17 protein-coding genes are annotated in these 18,165 nt (G+C 50.9%); 4 read left to right on the top strand and 13 right to left on the bottom strand.

Annotated features, from left to right (window positions below; genetic code table 11):
- Positions 1-59 precede the first annotated feature (59 nt).
- From AC1DF0_RS13720 to thrC, 7 genes are all read right to left on the bottom strand, one after another.
- Positions 60-1,265 carry a VWA domain-containing protein gene (locus AC1DF0_RS13720; RefSeq protein ID WP_477574361.1) on the bottom strand — a complete coding sequence of 402 codons (1,206 nt, stop codon included), beginning with the start codon at positions 1,263-1,265 and terminating at the stop codon, positions 60-62.
- A gap of 1 nt (position 1,266) precedes the next feature.
- Complete coding sequence (locus AC1DF0_RS13715) at positions 1,267-3,597, bottom strand: DUF5682 family protein (RefSeq protein ID WP_477574397.1); 2,331 nt, start codon at positions 3,595-3,597, stop codon at positions 1,267-1,269.
- 5 nt (positions 3,598-3,602) lie between these two features.
- Positions 3,603-4,694: an ATP-binding protein gene (locus AC1DF0_RS13710; protein WP_477574360.1), complete on the bottom strand. Its 1,092-nt coding sequence runs from the start codon at positions 4,692-4,694 to the stop codon at positions 3,603-3,605.
- Positions 4,670-5,086, bottom strand: a complete 417-nt coding sequence (locus AC1DF0_RS13705; protein ID WP_477574359.1) for a hypothetical protein — start codon at positions 5,084-5,086, stop codon at positions 4,670-4,672. The genes AC1DF0_RS13710 and AC1DF0_RS13705 overlap by 25 nt, the downstream gene beginning before the upstream one ends.
- A 12-nt stretch (positions 5,087-5,098) precedes the next feature.
- Positions 5,099-6,490, bottom strand: a complete 1,392-nt coding sequence (locus AC1DF0_RS13700) for a hypothetical protein (protein ID WP_477574358.1) — start codon at positions 6,488-6,490, stop codon at positions 5,099-5,101.
- A gap of 31 nt (positions 6,491-6,521) precedes the next feature.
- Positions 6,522-7,961: an SWIM zinc finger family protein gene (locus tag AC1DF0_RS13695; protein ID WP_477574357.1), complete on the bottom strand. Its 1,440-nt coding sequence runs from the start codon at positions 7,959-7,961 to the stop codon at positions 6,522-6,524.
- A 170-nt stretch (positions 7,962-8,131) separates the two neighbouring features.
- Positions 8,132-9,322 carry a threonine synthase gene (thrC, locus tag AC1DF0_RS13690; RefSeq protein ID WP_442049786.1) on the bottom strand — a complete coding sequence of 397 codons (1,191 nt, stop codon included), beginning with the start codon at positions 9,320-9,322 and terminating at the stop codon, positions 8,132-8,134.
- Positions 9,323-9,469: 147 nt separating this feature from the next.
- Here thrC and AC1DF0_RS13685 point away from each other — a divergent pair, with 147 nt between their 5' ends.
- Positions 9,470-10,366 (top strand): LysR substrate-binding domain-containing protein, encoded by an 897-nt coding sequence (locus AC1DF0_RS13685; RefSeq protein ID WP_442049702.1) that lies wholly within the window; start codon positions 9,470-9,472, stop codon positions 10,364-10,366.
- Positions 10,367-10,448: 82 nt separating this feature from the next.
- On the opposite strand, the gene AC1DF0_RS13680 is transcribed toward AC1DF0_RS13685, so the two are convergent.
- Positions 10,449-11,456: an aldo/keto reductase gene (locus tag AC1DF0_RS13680; RefSeq protein WP_442049703.1), complete on the bottom strand. Its 1,008-nt coding sequence runs from the start codon at positions 11,454-11,456 to the stop codon at positions 10,449-10,451.
- Between the two features lie 190 nt (positions 11,457-11,646).
- Between AC1DF0_RS13680 and AC1DF0_RS13675 the strand changes: the two genes are divergently transcribed.
- Complete coding sequence (locus tag AC1DF0_RS13675) at positions 11,647-12,477, top strand: AraC family transcriptional regulator (protein WP_477574356.1); 831 nt, start codon at positions 11,647-11,649, stop codon at positions 12,475-12,477.
- Positions 12,478-12,595: 118 nt separating this feature from the next.
- On the top strand, positions 12,596-13,396 hold the full coding sequence (locus tag AC1DF0_RS13670) for a hypothetical protein (protein WP_442049705.1): 801 nt from the start codon (positions 12,596-12,598) through the stop codon (positions 13,394-13,396).
- 62 nt (positions 13,397-13,458) lie between these two features.
- On the opposite strand, the gene AC1DF0_RS13665 is transcribed toward AC1DF0_RS13670, so the two are convergent.
- Genes AC1DF0_RS13665 through AC1DF0_RS13650 form a run of 4 tightly spaced genes read right to left on the bottom strand, consistent with a single transcriptional unit; the run spans position 13,459 to position 16,067 of the window.
- The gene (locus AC1DF0_RS13665; protein ID WP_477574355.1) at positions 13,459-13,782 is read right to left on the bottom strand and encodes a winged helix-turn-helix domain-containing protein; all 324 of its coding nucleotides are present in this window, start codon (positions 13,780-13,782) and stop codon (positions 13,459-13,461) included.
- Positions 13,775-14,356, bottom strand: a complete 582-nt coding sequence (locus tag AC1DF0_RS13660) for a hypothetical protein (RefSeq protein WP_477574354.1) — start codon at positions 14,354-14,356, stop codon at positions 13,775-13,777. Before AC1DF0_RS13660 ends, AC1DF0_RS13665 begins: the two co-directional genes overlap by 8 nt.
- A 44-nt stretch (positions 14,357-14,400) precedes the next feature.
- The gene (locus tag AC1DF0_RS13655) at positions 14,401-15,147 is read right to left on the bottom strand and encodes an ABC transporter permease (RefSeq protein WP_477574353.1); all 747 of its coding nucleotides are present in this window, start codon (positions 15,145-15,147) and stop codon (positions 14,401-14,403) included.
- Positions 15,144-16,067, bottom strand: a complete 924-nt coding sequence (locus AC1DF0_RS13650; RefSeq protein WP_477574352.1) for an ABC transporter ATP-binding protein — start codon at positions 16,065-16,067, stop codon at positions 15,144-15,146. Before AC1DF0_RS13650 ends, AC1DF0_RS13655 begins: the two co-directional genes overlap by 4 nt.
- Positions 16,068-16,285: 218 nt before the next feature.
- Between AC1DF0_RS13650 and AC1DF0_RS13645 the strand changes: the two genes are divergently transcribed.
- Positions 16,286-17,116: a sugar phosphate isomerase/epimerase family protein gene (locus AC1DF0_RS13645; protein ID WP_477574351.1), complete on the top strand. Its 831-nt coding sequence runs from the start codon at positions 16,286-16,288 to the stop codon at positions 17,114-17,116.
- Between the two features lie 94 nt (positions 17,117-17,210).
- Here AC1DF0_RS13645 and AC1DF0_RS13640 read toward each other — a convergent pair whose 3' ends face one another.
- Positions 17,211-18,149: a site-specific integrase gene (locus AC1DF0_RS13640; protein ID WP_442049711.1), complete on the bottom strand. Its 939-nt coding sequence runs from the start codon at positions 18,147-18,149 to the stop codon at positions 17,211-17,213.
- Between the last annotated feature and the right edge of the window lie 16 nt (positions 18,150-18,165).

Below are 18,165 nucleotides of genomic sequence, written 5' to 3'. Positions count from 1 at the left end.
GGGCTGAACCAAAGTCATCGTGAATGACAATGGTTCAGCCCTTTTCCACACGTCCTATTTTACCCCTTCACCGGCGATAGTGTCGCTGCCAGCTCCTTCAAATCTTTACCTTTTAGCGCTCCCTCTACCAGCTCAGCTAACCGGTCCGGCGAGCAGGCGAAACTTGGGATGCCCATGCCCGATAATCGCTTAGCCAGATCTGCATCATACGACGGCGCTCCGCTATCGGATAAGGCGAGCAAGCATAGTACGCTTACCCCCGATTGCTTCATATGCTCCATTCTGCGAATCAGCGCCGATTGGTTGCCGCCCTCATACAGATCGGAGATGAGGATGAAAAGCGTTTTCTTCGGATCGGTAATAAACTGCTCGCAATAAACGACCGACTTATGAATATCCGTACCTCCGCCATGCTGTATGCCGAATAGCATATCGACGGGATCAGTTGCGCATTGCTCGCTTAGGTCGACGATTTCGGTGTCGAAGGCGACTACCCGAGTATCAAGCGACGGCAGACTGGCGAAGATCGAGCCGATGATTGATGCATAGATGACCGATTCCGACATCGAACCGCTTTGGTCAATATCGAGTATGACCGTCCACTCCCTGCTTCGTTTCGCCCGATCGAAGAAATAGAAACGCTCGGGTATGAGCAGCCCGCTGTTCGTATCGTAATGCCGAAGGTTGCGGCTAATCGTTCGCTTCCAATCGAGCCCCGAGAAGGAAGGCAGCGGGGAATGCTTGCGTTTGTTGAGCGCGCCGGTGACCGCGCGCGTAATCTGATCGCGCAGCCGCTTCATAATATCGTCGACGACTTCCTTCACGAGCAGTCGCGCCGTTTCCTTCGTCTGCTCCGGAATGCGTCCGCGCAGCGACATGAGCATAGCGACCATGCGAACGTCCGGCTTAATCTGTCTGAGCGTCTCCGGCTCGAACAGCAGCTGCTTCAGCCCTTTCCGTTCAATGGCATCCCCTTGGATGACGGATACAATATCCGAGGGGAAAAACGAACGCACATCGCCAAGCCACTTGGTCAGCTTGGGAGCGGACGACCCTAAACCAGCAGATCGGCGGCCTGAAGCGGCTGTGTTCTCCTCTCCTCCCGATGACCCGTCATAGATGGCGGCTAAAGCTTCATCCATCGCGATGCCTTCATCATCAAGCAGCGTACCTCCGCCTGCCATGTCTGCAAGCTTCTGCTCCGCGGCTTGGCCGAGCACGAGCCTCCATCTTCTCAACATCTCTAACCGTTGTTGTTCGTCCATATTAGAAGTCTCCAAAGTCGAACTCATCGAGTTCGGATAATGTTTGCTGCTCTTGCTCGTTCAGCGGCTGCGACAAGGCATCTCCGCCCTCTAAAGCTCCGACTCCCCACAACTCGCCAAGCAGCTCGGCTACCATGCTTCTGTCTCTCGCTTCGAAGCCGCTGAATGCCCGGCGCAGATAGACGAGCGATCGACGGAATTGGGTCTCATCAAGGGAATGGATATACAGATCAAGCTGTTCCCACAACTGTCTTCTCGACAGCAGAACGTAGCGGTTGCGAAGCGACATGCCTTCGAACCAGCCTGCGCCCATGTCGGCGTCCGTACCTGGCGATAATCGACGAGACACTTCGGACGCCAACCGATCGGCGTCGATCAGATTGCGCTCCAGCAGCAAGGCGAAAGCTAGACCGGACAGCTTCGCATTGCGATCGTCCCGGTAGGCGAGCAGCTCCAGCTGCTTCAGCCAACGCTCGTCATCCACATCGTCGTAATGCTGCTGCGAAATCGCATGCATATCGATCATCGCAGCCGCTATAGCTGTGGCAGCTTCGTCATTGCAGGCTGCACTGTCCACGAGCAGTAATGTTCCTCTCAGGAACATTTGCTGCAGCAGTGGAATGAGCACGCTTGTATCTGCTTTTCGCACATCGCCGAACTGTATGAGCGCGGACAGTTCCCTTAGTGCGCCGGCAACCTGATCAATAGCGCCTGCATCGACCGCAAGCTGCTGCAGCATGTGCCTGGCATCCTCCATTGACGTAGGGAGACCGCATTCCCAGGCTTGCTTCACAAGCCCCGCGGCCGTCCGCAGGTCGGGACTTTGCTCTAGCGCTTCCTTGATGGCGAATGCGGCTGCGAGTTCTACCGTCTCGCCTTTCAGTGTAGCCTCAACGATCTGAATTTCCGCTTCCGGCGACCATTGCAGCACCCAGTGCTCAGCCCAAGTCGCGCCATCCTGACGAATGGACTTCTTGCGGACGAAGCTGATCCCAAGCAGTGCCAGCCGCTGAAGGAAGAAGGAGCGGCGCAGATCGATGAAGGCCGCTTCTTCCGACTTGACTCGCCGATTCTCCCGCAGATCAAGCTCCAAATCGGCAGCTACGGCGCTTTTGTATTTCTCCAGCTTCAGCAGCTTCAGATTGCGATTCAAATCGTCTTGAATCGGCGTCTGGCTGACTCCTTCGGGCAAAGCGCCGATGACCGTCCCGATATCCGTTTTCACAAGAGCTTCCGATACAACCGACAGCTCCCCATGCCCCAGACACACGATCGCTGCATCGCGCAAATCACGCCATACCGGCAGTCGTCCGCCTCGCAGCGATGTCAGCGCCTCAGCAAGCCTTACCGCCTCAATGACAGAAGCAGCAGAACGATATGTGCCGTTCTCACGCATATAACCGGCAACCTTGGATAAATAAAGAGGCGCCAGCTTATTGGGATCATCGGCCTCCAGGCATTGCCACGCGAGGTCGAAGTAAGCAGGCGCATGATTGCCGGCGCCATAACCGGAATGATTCGACAGCTTATAGTTCGAATACGGCATGAGCGTTAGCTTCGTATCCCTTCTCGGGAGAGCTGCTGCTTCATCGTCCGACATTGGCGGCCAATCTGACGTTAACGCCGATATGTGGTAAGCGCCAGCTATAACGACGATTCGATCAGCCGGAACGCCGCTTGCGAGCGCCTCTGCAATTCTGCCCCGCATATAAGCTTCGCGTATATCGTTCGAAGCCGCTTCGAGCGGCAGGCTGCTTCGCTCCTCTTCCTCATTGAGTCTTCTCATCTGCTCGGAGAAGGCAGCAATTGAGGTTCTATACGTGTCGGAAGCGGCCGAATGCTCAAAGTATCGTTCCCAATACGAATCGTAATCCAACTCACCGGCAAGCTCGGCTACCTTCTCATAACGTTCGTTAACGTTGCTCCAATGCTGCTTCGCTTCCTTCCTATTTCCCTCATCCATAGCATCGCGCTTACCGAGATTCATACTTATCGCTGCGGAAGAAGGCAAATCGATGAAACGCGCTTCTGCACCGTTGCTTGCCGCCCAGCGAAACGCTTCATATTCCGGCGAATAACGCGCTAACGGGAAGATGAGCGTTCGGATCGGCAATTGATCGGTATACGCTAAGATGGCAACCGGCGGAATAACGCCGCTTCTCGTTAGATGGCCAATAAGCGGGGTTGCGTCTTCCGGCCCTTCGACGAGCACGAGCTTAGGCTTGATTTCATTCAGATAATGCCGCAGGTGAATCGCGCCTGCGGGAGACAAATGGCGGATCCCGAACAAATGTACGCCAGCGGTTTCCTTAACCATACCTACGGCTTTCATCGCGCTCACGAGCTAAGCTCACGGCAAGCGTTATACAGGCCGCGCCATGTAGGTCCGCGTTTCTTCATCACGTTCTCCAGATATTCCTTCCACACGGCGTCGTCTTTGCCGTCATCCTTGACGACTGCGCCGAGCAGACCCGCGGCCAAGTCTTCATCAGATACGCTTCCGCCGCCGAAGCTGGAAGCGAGCGCCATGCTGTTCACGAGCAGGGAGATCGCCTCGGCGGTTGAGATCGCGCCGCTTGGCTGCTTAATCTTCTCCTTGCCGTCGATCGTCATGCCTGCGCGCAGCTCGCGGAAGATCGTAACAACCTTATGCACCGCCGCTTCTGTTGGCAATGCATCGCCAAGCCGGTAATTGGCCGCAATCTCGCTAACCCGCTTGCGAACGATATCGATCTCCGTGTCCATATCGGCTGGAGCAGGAAGAACAATAATATTGAACCTGCGCTTAAGCGCGGCAGACATATCGTTAACGCCTCGGTCACGCGTATTCGCCGTTGCGATGATCGAGAATCCGCGCGACGCAGGAACTTCGCTGCCAAGCTCGGGGACGGTAATCGTCTTCTCCGATAAGATGGAAATAAGCGCGTCCTGCACTTCCGAGGCGCAGCGGGAAATTTCTTCGAAGCGGGCGATACCGCCAGTCTCCATCGCCCGGTAGATCGGGCTCTTCACGATAGCCTCATTCGAAGGCCCGTTAGCAAGCAGCATCGCGTAGTTCCAAGAATATCGGATTTGCTCCTCACTCGTTCCCGCCGTACCTTGAATAACCTTCGACGAATCGCCGTGTATGGCGGCCGTCAAGTTTTCCGACAACCAGGATTTAGCCGTTCCCGGCTCGCCAATAAGAAGCAGCGCCCGATCCGTCAACAGTGTCGCTATCGCAATCTCGACGAGGCGCTGGTTGCCGATATACTTCGGCGTGATCGGCGTGCCGCCAGCTTCGCCCCCAATAATAAAGGTTAAGACGGCGCGCGGCGATAATTGCCACCCTTCGGGGCGCTCGCCCTTATCCGATGCTCGCAACGCTTCAAGCTCATGCGCGTATAGCTTTTCTGCCGGCAGTCTTAACGTACTATGCTTTTGATCCATGATAGTAATCCCGCTCCTTTGGTTGATTCCTCTTCCTTCTTAGCAGCAACAAGGTCAGCCAGCTCCAGCAGCTTATTGCGTGTTTCTTCGTAGTAGAAGCGATCCGCAGTCAATCGCAGTCGTTCCGCATATCGGCTTGGGATCGATGCACACAAGAAGCTAATCTCTTCTTCTAAATAATAGATTTGCTTCGGCTTTGCTTTCTCAATCGTACTCAAGATCAGCTCCGGCGCCTGCTCACTGCCGAGACGGACAAGCGCAAGCAAGATGGCGGTTGTGCGATAAGTTGCGATATTAGGATTGACTTTCGCCTTATACAGCAAATAATCAACGACTTCCTGTTCCGGTTTTACTGCAAGTCTTGCGACAAGATCTTCTTCGTTCATTTTCACTAAACGGTGTACCTAACGGCTATCCCACGAAACTAAAGGCTCAGACTCATCTTTCTCTCTCAGATTTCGGAATTCATATAGCGGACCCGGTACCCATTCGTAGAACACTTGCAGCAGCTGCTTTGCGGCTGCTCCTTTGCGATCATCCAAATACGGCTTATAGGCTTCATACACATCCGCAGGCTGTTCAAGTCTGACCGCGGCTTTGAACGAGTAGCCAAGCAGGTTCGGCCGCTTATGTCTAAGCTCATGAAGGAACAAGAGAGCCTTAGGATGCTTCGATTCCAGCAGCGCCTCGGCTGCCTCGCTCTGAATTCTCGAGGTTTCCATGATATCAATCGCATCATCATGAAGCAGCCGCATGAGAAAATCGCGTTCAGCGGCATGTTGCCCCGGCGATCTCAACCCGCCAAGTACGGCCAGCATTCGCTCTAGCCAGCTTGCGTTCTTACGATCAGCCGCCATCGCACCGAGCAGCTCCTCGCCGAACGCAAGCACACGCTCCTTCAGCTTAGGGTTAACACTTCTGCGGATCGGTTCTGCCGCAATGGAGGTATCTTTTTTCATGATCGCTTCCATTAACCGCTCCAAAGCCTGCTCGCTGTCGCTATTGGATAAAGCAAGCAAAGCCGCGCTTCGAATCTCTTTCTTGCGGTCATATGACAGCTCCAGCAGCTTATCCTCGAAGTCGGCATCGTCAGCAGCGAGTCGGAGTGCTGCAATACGTACAGGCAGCGAGCCGTTATAAGCTGACTTATGGATAAGCTCTTTCGCGGCTGCTTTCTCTTCTTCGGCCGTTAACCGATAAATCGCCGTCAGCTTGCGAGCGTCTCCGCTCCCGCCTTCAAAGTTGAAGCTTGCATGCAGCACAGGCAATATACGTTGACCGATCTTCGGCAGTACTTCCTCTGCCACGTATTCAGCGATTTCCGAATAGGAATCCTCAAGTGCTGTAACGGAGGGAACAAATGTTCTCATGTCCGTAAAAATGCCATCGGCATTCGCTTGTCGAATGACCTCCAGACGACCTGAGCCGGTTTGCGTCAAAGCATCGATGACCGGTTGAAGCTTGCGATACGAAATGTGAGTAGGCGCTGATGCATTAGAATCTGTCAAACCGATCGAACGCAGTTCTCCTGCCGTTTCCGTTGATCCTTGCGTATGCAAGATCGCATGGAGCAGAACCGATAGATCCAGAAGCTTCGTTGCCGCTAGATCAGGCGAAGAACGTATGACTTCGCTTACCGTTTCGCCTACTTTTTTGAATACCGGAGCAGCTTCTCCGAGCCGTTCCAGCTTCGGCAGCATCGCTTGCAGCCGCAAATCGTTAGGCGCCAGGGCTGCGCCTGCTATCAATAAACGCCTCAGGTCCTCATGAAGCTCGCGTAATAAGGGTATGCTCATCGTTAACTCCTTTGCCTGTGAATGAAATGAATTAATATAGCAAACGAATCGTTTCTTTTTCGTTAATTAGCGCTAAAGGCTGCGCATGCAGTCGGCCTGAATCCAGTCGATCCTCGAACATGACGAGAACGGCGCAGTCCGTCAAGCTTCCTTCATGGAGAAAAGGCAGAGAATGCAAAGTGGACTGTCCGATTGCATCGATGTGGCTTAGTGCTATTCGCTTGCCTTGCTCATCCTCCATCGCATAACCTTCATCCGTTTGGCCGATTCTAGCGGCATGCAGCAGCATAACCGGATTTTTATCCGATAGCGGATTTTTCAGTACGTTTTTGATCGTTTTTATAGCATCGGGGTACGATTTGACCGCATGCTTACGTACCGCTTGCCGATCCTCGGCAGACGTCTCGCGAAGCGTCATATCTTCCCATCTTGCCCTGCGATTCCATTCCCCGGGGTATACCGCCAGCTCCTTCGTCTGAACAATGTGGAAGTACGAATCGTCTTCCTTAATGAACTTCGCGGCTCGGAACGGCCGATAGGTTCGAGTCGCTACCAACTGCCCGTCATTCAGCTGAATCCAGTACCCCTCGTCGACATATTCGCCGCGTGAAACATCGGTATAAGAGCGGAAGCTTAGCTGCATGAGCTCCATCTGTTCACGGACTTGCCCGGCTTCTCTCAACTCCGCGAACTGCCACGCATGCCCGATCTTCTCCTCGATCGCGCTATCGRTATTTATTGCAAGCTCGGGATCTCCTATTTTTGCAGTCAAATGATCTCGGCCCCGCTTCAATAGCGCATAAAGCGAAGTTAACTGCTCGGTCGCTTCCAGGTACCCGGAGGAGGCGCTTTTCTCCGATCGAAGACATTCGATCAGCTCGCGGAACGACGCTTGCAGCCCAGGCACAAACGAATTGCCGAGCTGCTTCGCTTGCTCCTCATATTGTCGCAACGCCCTCGCGTCTGCTGCCGCTAAGCCCGTCGTAACTAATTGCTTCAGCAGCTTCTCGGTCAGTTCGATGCCTTCTAGCTGAGCGGCCAGCTTCTTGGCCAGCGCGGACTTATTCACCTTCCGCTTCGAAGGCGCGGCATCTCCCGCTTCAGCAGTTTCTTTCTTTTTCTCCTCGCGTTTCTCTGCTTTCTCCCGCTTCTCGGCAATGTCGCTTGGAATGTCTGCCACATGGAAGGTCTGACCGGCTGCGGCTGCGTACAGCAGACCAAGGATATGCTTGCAAGGAAACTGCCTGCTCGGACAGGAACAGCGAAACACGGGCTGATCGGGAACGATAAAGTCTGCGGAACAGCGATAGGGCTCCTTGCCGCTGCCCTTGCATTCCCCGAACAGAAGCGTATCGTCTTCGGTACGGTTCAACAGCGGGAAACTATTTTTGCGAACGAGGTCCTTGCCATTCTTAATGGAAGCCGCGTTCAGCGCTAAAGAATCGATATAGGCTTCAGTTAATGCGATCATAATTCCCCTCGCTTGTCTAAATTGGATTTCCCTATACTTCCACAAAAGCAACTTCATTTCCTGCCGCAACACAATAACCCGAACGGTCACGACCGTCCGGGTCCTTTCATCTATATGCTTGCTTTATTTGCGAATATGCCATTTTTCGCCTATGAGAACAATTGTTCGTATTACATTTTTTGATCGTATCGTTTCAAGGCGTCAATGTCTTTGAGCAGATGACCGGTTAACAAACAGACCGCCGTTTCATCCTTGTCGATGATGCCATTCGCAATTAGCTGCTTCAATCCGGCTAGCGAAGCGGCCGATGCGGGCTCACAGCCGATTCCAGAACGATCAATGACCGCTTTCGCGTCAAAAATCTGTTCGTCCGTGACCGATACCGTTACTCCGCTCGTGAAGCTTAGTGTTCGAAGCGCCTTGCGCCAGCTTGGCGGATTACCGATATTGAGCGCGCTCGCTTCCGTCTTCGGCTCCGAACAAGCAACGAGAGTGTCCGCTTGCTGTTCAACCATACGGTGGAACGGGCTCGCTCCTTCCGCTTGCACGACTGCTACGCGAGGCACTTTCTTGATGAAGCCGAGTGTCTTCAGCTCCTCCAGCCCTTTGCCTAAGGCAGACGTATTGCTTAGCGCCCCGCCAGGCAGTACGATCCAATCTGGCAGTTCCCAGTTCAAATATTGGGCAATTTCGAACACGATGCTTTTTTGTCCTTCGATTCGGAACGGGTTCACTGAATTGCATACATACATCCCAAGCTCTTCGGCATGCTGCTCCAAATAAGCGAGTCCATCGTCATAGGTGCCCTGAAAGCGAACGAGCTTGCCGCCATACGCAATCGTTTGGCTTATTTTACTCGCGGCAACTCCCGCTTCGGGTAAATAGACATACGATTCGCTCCCAGCAATCGCTGCATACATCGCAAGTGATGCCGACGTATTGCCAGTCGATGAACACGCGAATCGGTCCATGCCGAGCCAGTTGCCATGCGATACCGCAACCGTCATTCCGTTATCCTTGAAAGAGCCGCTCGGATTCTCGCTTAAGGCTTTCAGCCATACGCCTCTAATTCCCGCATATTCCGCTGCCCCCGCTGACCGATACAAGCCGGTATTGCCCTCATATTTGGTGACAATATGCTGGGTTGGCAATTCAGGATGTATAAGCTCCTTGTAACGCCATACGCCACCTGCATATGGAGACATCCGATCCGATAAACGTTCGCGGAATAAAACCTTCAAATAATCGCAGTCTAGCCCCGCTAAATTCTGTTCAATCTGCAATAAGCCACCACAGCTGCATCTTGTCCGAGGTTTATAAAGGTCCCATTCCAACGAGCACTCTGAACAACATAGCTTCATCATAACGCCTCCTCTTGATAGATGAAGAACGGCTTGCAGCTTCTTCTCTTGAGGCTTACAATAAACGATATTGACTCATAAAAATAATACATATTTATTAGCCATTCATAAATCAGATTTATACTTTGAGTGAAGGGGGACGTAAAATTGAATCTTCATGCGCTTAAGCTGTTCCATACCGCTGCTAAGGAAGGAAGCGTCACTCGCGCAGCGGAGCTGCTGCGCATCAGCCAGCCTGCTGTTACCATGCAAATTCGTAATCTTGAGAAAGAGATCGGAATGCCGCTGCTGCTGCCCAAAGGCAGAGGTGTGATGCTTACGGAAGCGGGACAATTCGTCGCCGAACAAGCCAGCCGGCTTTTTGCTTTGGAGAGTGAGATTGACCGCTCTTTAATCGATTTCAAGTCAGGCGTGACCGGCAAGCTTCGTATTGCCGCAACCTACTTGCCTTCCAACTTCCTGCTCCCTCATTGGATTGCTTCCTTCAAGCGGGATCGTCAAGGCGTGCAAGTGCTGCTCCAAACGGCGAATGCGCAAGAAACGATGTTACGGCTATCCCGCTATGAGGCTGATCTCGCCATCATCGGCGGCGGTATCGAGTCCGCACCTGGGATCGTCCGCAGCCTGCTCTTCGAGGATCCGATGTGGTTCGTTGCGCCTAAAGGCCACGCGCTTGCGAATAAACGAGAGTTGACGCTTGCTGAAGTGCTGCGCGAGCCTTTCATTATGCGCGAGGAAGGCAGCCGAACACGCGAGATGCTGCTGGCCTTATGCAAGTCGGCTAATATGGATCCGCCTCGTGCTGCAGTACAATGGAACGGGATGAACGAAGCGGTTCGTGCGGTCAAGGCGGGAGTCGGCCTCCTATTCGCCTCTGCCTCGGAAGTGCGGGAGGATGTGCAGCGCGGCGATGTGGCGCTTGTACACGTAAGCGGCAATCATGCGGTTAACCCTATTGCCATCTATTATCGCGAGGGAGAGAAGTTATCTCAGCAAGCGCAAGCTTTTCTTGCTATTGCCAGTCATCATCATGGTCACCCTTAATAAAAAAAGGCAGCTATGGCGCCGCTTGCGATCATAAGTATGATTGCGCAGGGGCGTATAGCTGCCTGTTGTTTTTATATTATTACCAAGGCACATCTCCGATATTGTGCATGATGCGGTCAATCTCGGCCAGCTCGTCCGCCGTTAGCGGCGCAAACGAAAGCGCCTTGACGTTCTCCTCAATCTGGCTGACACGGCTGACGCCGATTAATGCCGATGTAACGCCGCCTTCACGCAGTATCCAGTTCAAAGCGAGCTGGGACAATGTCTGACCGCGGCCTGCTGCGAGCTGCTCAAGCGCGCGGAACTTCTGCACGCGCTCTGGCGTCAATGCTGCCGGTTTAAGGCTGCTTGTTTCCGGCGACTTCGACTCTTGCTCGATACGGTCGACGTACTTGTTCGTCAACTGGCCTCTGCCAAGCGGACAATACGCAATCGAGCCTACACCCTCCGCTTGCAAAATGTCCTGCAAGCCGTCCTCGATCCAACGGTTAAGCATCGAATAGTTCGGTTGGTGAATAAGGCAAGGCGTACCTAGACGCTTCAATATATCAATCGCTTGCTGCGTCTGCTCCGCGCTGTAGTTGGAAAGACCGACATATAGCGCTTTGCCGGATCTTACCGCATAATCGAGCGCTCCCATCGTTTCTTCAAGCGGCGTCTCCGGATCGGGACGATGCGAATAGAAAATATCAACGTATTCGAGTCCCATACGCTGCAAGCTGCGATCAAGACTGGCCAGCAGATTTTTGCGCGAGCCCCATTCTCCGTATGGACCTTCCCACATGTAATAGCCTGCTTTTGTCGAAATGAGCATTTGGTCGCGGTATGGCACAAGATCCTTCTTATAAATGCTGCCGAACGTCTCTTCGGCCGATCCAGCAGGCGGGCCATAATTGTTCGCAAGGTCGAAGTGCGTGATGCCCAGATCGAATGCGCGCGTTACCATCGCTCTTGAATTTTCGAGCGGCTGGTTGCCGCCAAAGTTCTGCCATAGGCCAAGGGACAAAGCCGGCAGTTTAAGGCCGCTTCTGCCGCTGCGCTTATATTCCATTTCCTTATACCGGTCGCTACTTGCTCTGTATGTCATGATTCCAGCTCCTCTTCTACAGTTCGTTGCGAATAATTGCTATGCAATAATGAAAACGGTGATTTTGTMGACATTTCAAAGTATACTTATAAAGACAAGACATTGGAATGTCGACAAGCAAGATCTATATGGCATAATGCAAGTTGTCATGCCATTATAATTATCCATAAAACTACGGAGCTGATAACCATTGATCGAACGAATGGATCTGACTTATTTTTATAGCGGCAAGGAATCGTGTGAGCCCGGCTATACGTGGGGACCTGGCGTGAAGGATAGCTATAAGCTCGTATTCGTACATGAAGGCCGCGGCACTTACTCGCTTAACGGGAAGCTTCATCATCTGCACGAGGGCCAAGGCTTTGTCGTTTATCCGGATATGCTTCTTTATATGAAAGCGGATGAAAATGAGCCATGGACACATTCCTGGCTCGCTTTTCACGGAGAATGTGTGGAATCGCTTCTTGATCAAGCGCATCTTACGATAGACACGCCTGTATTCGAGCTGTCCGATTCCAAATGGTTTGATAGTTGGCTTGATCAATTGGATGCCGCCCATGCAATGGAACGCAACGGAAGCCTTATGATCCATAGCCTGCTCTATCTCATTGTAGCGAACTGGCTCGAGGAGCTGCTTGTTCCGATCGGCCAACAGCCTGTGCTTAAGGCGAAGGAGAAGTATGTACGGAAAGCAACCGAGTATATGAAAGCCAATTATTCCAAAAAGCTCAGCATAACCGATCTAGCAAGTCGAATCGGCATTGATCGTATTTACTTGTCCGCTTTATTCAAAGAACTGGATCTGCAATCGCCACAGGCTTATCTCCTCCAGCTTCGGATGGACAAAGCAAGTGAACTGATGGCAAACCCTGAGCTGACTGTGTCAGAGATCGCTCATTCCGTCGGATACCAAGACCCGCTGCTTTTCTCGAAAATGTTCAAAAAGGTAAAAGGCGCATMGCCTTCCCATTATCGTCAGACAATGAATCCGGAAAAGAAACAATTCTTTCGACTTCCTTGAGAACGATGGGGTTTAGTTAACGATATTCGTTGCTTGACAGACATCTAAAGCTGCTCCTATAATGATTGAGTTATCTAATTGAAAATTATTATCACTTCCAATCATAGGAGGGTTTTCGATGACGACCGAATTGGACTTCTCGCTCATCAAATATTTTTTTCATATTTCGCCTGAAGGTGCTGAGCATCCATCCTATTCGTTGCCGGCAGCTTCGTTCTACGATCTTGAGCAAGCGAAGCAAGCGGTTGAATACACGGGCGAGTTCGTGCAAGCGATCGGAACGAAGACTGCTTCCTCGTTCATGGGCATGTCATTCTTCAACCTCGCCATCACGAAGCTCCTTATTGGCGTACTTCATAACCGATCGCTTGATCTTCCTATCGATAACTTAACCTATCAGCTTGAGAAACATGATGATCATGCTCACCTTGGCTATCGAATCAACGAAGTTCGCAGTGTCGAAATTCCGGACGGAGAAGCGCGAACAACTTTTATATACAATGAAATGGCCTCATACATAGAGAACACGGTTACTCCGGGCATTGAAGCGATCGCCGCTGCCGGCAATGTGAAGACGGCTATGATCTGGACGCAGTTCGGAACCCATGCGCTAGAGGTTCGCGATTATGTCGTGGACTATATCAAACACCCGGGACTACTTGAGAGGTTCTTGCATGATTTTAATATTCTAATGGAGCTGCCAGCCGAGCTGTTCAAGCGCAGCCGCAATCCATTCATCCATACCCCGCGTTTCATCGATAATCCTTGGCATCCCGAGAAACCGCTGATGATGAAGTCGGCATGCTGCTTCTACGATTGCAGGGTAGACGGGGATAAATGCTACGCCTGTCCAAGGATGCTCCCTGAAGAGCGTGAAGAGAGGAAAAAAGTCGTTCTCGCAACCGCTGCAGGCGAATAAGAGCATCGAAACACAAAAGGCTGACAAAGGATGCTTTATGCATCCTGTCAGCCTTTTGTGTGCTATTTGTTCAAATTTGCCGCCGATTGGGCCATTCGAATAATTTTCTCAAGTCCATCAATATAGTCTCGAAACCGTTCGATGCCAAGCTTAGTTGCGCTACAACTCGTTTTTGGCTTCTTGCCTTCGAATAATTTCGTCACTTGAATATAGTCGGCTTCTTCCAGCACGCGGATATGGCTGCCAAGATTGCCCTCCGTCAGTTCCAGCTCTTTGCGCAGAAATACGAAATCGCATTCTCCGTGTACGGTAAGCAAACTCATAATGCCTAGACGTGCCTTCGCATGGATTGTATCGTCAATGGCATCAAGAATATTGTCACCCATTCCTCTTCCTCCGTTGCTGCAGCAAATATCCGAATACGATAATGCTTCCCCCGCCAAACACACCTAATACGATGTATTGATAGTCCAGCAGTATTAGCCTGGTTACGATGGCTAGCACGATAAACCATAACCCTAAGTAGACCGGGCCTTTGCCTGCCATAGAGCCCATCGCGATATAGGATAATGCAATCAGTATCGTCCAGAAGAGCGCTGTATAATCCGTGTTAATCATATTCGTCAAAAGCATAAAGCTGCCTGCGGCAAACATTGCAGTAAAGGGCAGCACATACATCCAAGTGCTGAATCCTCCCTCTCCCCCGCTTTGAGTCTTCATCATTCTACTTCCGATTATTCCGGATATCGCACCGCAAATGACTGCCGCAATGCCCCAATACCATATCGGCCATTCTTTCTGATCGAAATGCATGCCTATGAATCCGACCGTCAAGTAAGCCCCCCATACATACATAAATGGAGATGCTTCCCCAAGCTTGCGTTCATTTCTCGCAAGCAGTCCCTTAATATACTCAATATCCTGTAAGGCGCGTTGTTGCTCGCCCTCTAACTTACTCACGCAAACTCCTCCTCAAAAGGAATGATGAATCATGCCTAGTTGTATTAATGCTCCCATTTAAACATCATTAAAGCAAGAACAATAACGACCATGCCGAATCCGCCCATAATGAGAAGATCAGTGCCATAACCGGCAAGCGTGCCGCCTTGCCACACCCCTTGCGCCAATTCGACGAAATGAGTCATCGGCAGCCAGCCGCTTGCTGATTGCATAAATTCTGGAAGCACCTCAACTGGCATGCCTACCCCGGACAAGAACAGCATCGGGAAGAAGATGGCCATCGCGAAGCCGCTGGCCGCACCCGGCGTCTTCGCCAGACCCGACATTGCAAAGCCAAGTCCAAAAAAGCAAATACAACCGAATAGCAAGCAAGCCAGCAATAAGAATAAGCCTGATACAGTGATGTTAATATTCCAGAACAGCTTTGCCACTACGATAATTTCCAGCGCACCGGCTAATACAAGCAATAGACCTTGCACCGCATGCGAAGCAAGCACCGAAGATTTCCTTACCGGACTAACACGGAAACGTCTCAAAATCCCTGCCTCACGAAGTGTAATGATGTTAATATTTAACGTGAATACAGAGACGGAAATGACATTTAATACGCATAAAGCGGGCACGTATGATTCGATATAACGCATACCACCAGGCTCACTCGTCGTATTTCCGAATATCGATCCGAAGATGGCTAGCATAAGTATCGGATAGACTAGCACCCAGAAGACGGTCAACCAGTCACGCAAGTAAAGCTTCATATCGAACTTGACGAGCTTAGCGAAAGCGATCATGACGCAGTCTCCTTTTCAGTTGCAGTTAATTGGTTGAATACATCATTCATTGAAGCATCCTCCAGCTTCAGTTCGCTAATGAGCCAATCACCTTCGGCTGCATAGGCGTACAAATGTTTCAACGTTTGATCGATATCATTAGTCTGAAGCTTGATAAACGGTTCTGTTATTTCCACATGCGTGGTATAAGGCAAAGCTTGCAGCTTTTGAACTTCAGCAAGGCTATTGTTTTTGAATTGAATCGATCTTGTTCCGCCAATTTTGGCGATGAGTTGTCTGGGCGTATCAAGGGCAATGAAACGGCCCTTATCGATAACGGCAATCCGGTCACAGAGATGCTCGGCTTCTTCCATATAGTGCGTCGTTACGACAATTGTTCGTCCCTCGCTTCGCAGACGATGGATCATTTCCCACATTTCTTTCCTCGCATTCGGATCAAGGCCCATGCTTGGCTCATCAAGAAACACGATCTCCGGATCGTTAATGAGCGCGAGCGCCAGCGATACTCGCTGTTTCCAACCGCCTGACAATGATTTTATATACGCGTTCTGCTTATCCTCAAGCTCCAGGAAAGAATTGATTTTCTTAAGATCAATTCTTTTGTCATAGAATGAGGCGAACAGCTCGAATACTTCTTTCACCTTCGCCTTTTGGGGAATGGCCGTCGATTGAAGCAGAACACCAATTCTTTGCTTTACGGCAGAAGCTTCGGTACGAATGTTGCGGCCAAGAACAGTCGCTATTCCGCTATCTGCTTTGCGCAAGCCTTCAATGATCTCGATTAACGTTGTTTTGCCTGCCCCGTTTGGACCGACTATCCCGAAAATTTCACCCTTCTTCACCTGCAGCGACAAGCCGTGTATAGCGACCTTACGGCCATACAACTTGCGTACGTTGTCCAGTTCAATGACATATTGCAATCGTTAGCCCTCCCCAATCTCTTTCGTATAGATCACTCTGTAATTCAGAGTACTTTGTTGAAAGAGAGATGTCAATCCTAATTTTCCAAACTTTTCTTGATTCGGAAATGAGATAAGAGCATACAAAAATGCCAAAATTGCTACATATATTCTTTGGTTGCAAATGATATGCTAGATTCAATGTTTAGAAGAAATGACAAGGTGAGGTGGTTGAGTCAATGTCCTATTTATCCGTAAGTACATGGAGCTTGCATCGCATGCTCGGACCTCTTCGCTGGACAGCATGGGATACCGAGCAAGGCCAGCACATAACCCAAGTGCAAGAACAGCCTCAAGTGCATACGCTGCTAGAACTGCCTGCAGTTGCCGCAGAACGGGGCTATCAGGCGATTGAAGTATGCCATTTTCACTTTCCAGATACGAGTCTCGCTTATTTGCACCAATTAAGAGCCGCGTTCCAGGATGCCGGTTTATCCTTCGATACGCTTCTGCTAGACTACGGCGATCTTACCTCTGAGGAAGATGGTCGTCGCACAGCCGATTTGCAACTGATGCGTGAATGGATCGATATTGCTTCCGAGTGCGGCGCCAAGCAGATTCGAATCGTTGCCGGCGAAGCAGCACCGGATAATGAACAAGCGATTCGTCAGTCCGCGGAGTTATTGAAGACACTTGCAAATTATGGTGCCCCTATTGGAGTACGTGTCGTTACCGAAAATTTCAAAGCGCTTACTTCCACGGCTCATTCAAGCGAGCAGCTATTGAATCTAGCAGGAGAGCAAGTCGGATTTATTACCGACTTCGGCAACTATAAGGGAGCTGCAGTAGCTGCAGAAATTGCGCGAACGACACCTCTGAGCGTGTCGATTCATGCGAAAGCCGATTTTGACGAAGCGGGTATTCCGAATGAACCTCTCTTCGTGCAATATCTTGAAGCTGCGGCAGCACAGAAGTTCGACGGCGCATATGTACTGATTTATGACGGTCCGGGAGATATGTGGGAAGGGCTTGAGCGTGTGAGACGTATTGTCGAGCCTTATATCAATTAATGTAATTAATTAGTTATCTCAATTTATAAAATAAAAAACCGATGCCTATTGCATCGGTTTTTTATTTTATGTCATTAAGTTTACATAATTATAGTTATGTTCTTTTATTAGCAGGAACATGAATTTGCGATGCAATGTTATTCATTGCCGTTTGCAGCTGCTTGTTATCGATATGCGTATAGATTTGCGTCGTTTCAATGCTCGCGTGGCCTAACAGCTCCTGCAATGTTCGAATATCCGTGCCGCTGCGAATCTGCATAGTTGCGAACGAGTGCCGAAGCTTATGACTGGACATTCTCTTAGGCGCTAGCGAAGGCATATCTGCCTTAAGCTGCCTGAACGCATCGTCGGCTACGGTCTGAATCATCCGCACGGACAGCCGTCTGCCGAATTGCGAAACGAACATCGGCTGCTCCTTGCCCTGCTTCGCTTCTACTCTCTCTTCGATCGCTTGCCGCATGACGCCTTGGAGCGATTGCGGCAGCGGGATTACTCGCCATTTGCGTCCTTTGCCGAGTATATGGATCGATCCGTCCGCCTGGAAATCATGTACATTCATGCGATGAACCTCGCCAACTCGCAAGCCGGCATAGGCCATGAGCAGCACGATGCATAGGTTGCGGCCATAATGCTTGCCGCCTAGCTTCTTTATGAAAGCTTCCAGCTCACCTGCCTCAAGGTAAGAAGGAATTTTGTTTTTCTCCTGCTTGGATTTGGCGATTAGCGCTGCAGGATTAGCTTCAAGCTGCTCCAATTCGATGAGCGCTTTGAAGAAAGCCCGCAGAGCAGACAACTTTCTATTTCGTGCTTCGTCTCCCGCTCCATTTTCGCGGCAGGCTGACATGAACCTCATCACATCCATCTTTGTTAGCAGCTTCACTTTAGACGGATAAGCCGAATGAAGGAACTGAGTCGTATCGCTCAAGTAAGCACGCTGCGTCGCTTTCGTCATTCCGTTATTTTTCATCCAAATCGAGAACAAATCCAATTCATCGCTGTAGCTATCAAGCAGCTCATGCTGTGTATGTACCAAGCGTTACTTAACCTCC

The organism is Paenibacillus sp. 05T425 (assembly GCF_056396205.1).
This window is presented reverse-complemented; position numbering and strand designations above follow the sequence as displayed.

Bases quoted from the DNA above. Each gene is read 5' to 3' on its own strand.
- AC1DF0_RS13670 (WP_442049705.1), top strand. From the start codon at position 12,596: ATGACGACCGAATTGGACTTCTCGCTCATCAAATATTTTTTTCATATT.
- AC1DF0_RS13715 (WP_477574397.1), bottom strand. From the start codon at position 3,597: ATGAAAGCCGTAGGTATGGTTAAGGAAACCGCTGGCGTACATTTGTTC.
- AC1DF0_RS13720 (WP_477574361.1), bottom strand. From the start codon at position 1,265: ATGGACGAACAACAACGGTTAGAGATGTTGAGAAGATGGAGGCTCGTG.
- AC1DF0_RS13700 (WP_477574358.1), bottom strand. From the start codon at position 6,490: ATGAGCATACCCTTATTACGCGAGCTTCATGAGGACCTGAGGCGTTTA.
- AC1DF0_RS13655 (WP_477574353.1), bottom strand. From the start codon at position 15,147: ATGATCGCTTTCGCTAAGCTCGTCAAGTTCGATATGAAGCTTTACTTG.
- AC1DF0_RS13710 (WP_477574360.1), bottom strand. From the start codon at position 4,694: ATGGATCAAAAGCATAGTACGTTAAGACTGCCGGCAGAAAAGCTATAC.
- AC1DF0_RS13680 (WP_442049703.1), bottom strand. From the start codon at position 11,456: ATGACATACAGAGCAAGTAGCGACCGGTATAAGGAAATGGAATATAAG.
- thrC (WP_442049786.1), bottom strand. From the start codon at position 9,322: ATGAAGCTATGTTGTTCAGAGTGCTCGTTGGAATGGGACCTTTATAAA.
- AC1DF0_RS13645 (WP_477574351.1), top strand. From the start codon at position 16,286: ATGTCCTATTTATCCGTAAGTACATGGAGCTTGCATCGCATGCTCGGA.
- AC1DF0_RS13665 (WP_477574355.1), bottom strand. From the start codon at position 13,782: ATGGGTGACAATATTCTTGATGCCATTGACGATACAATCCATGCGAAG.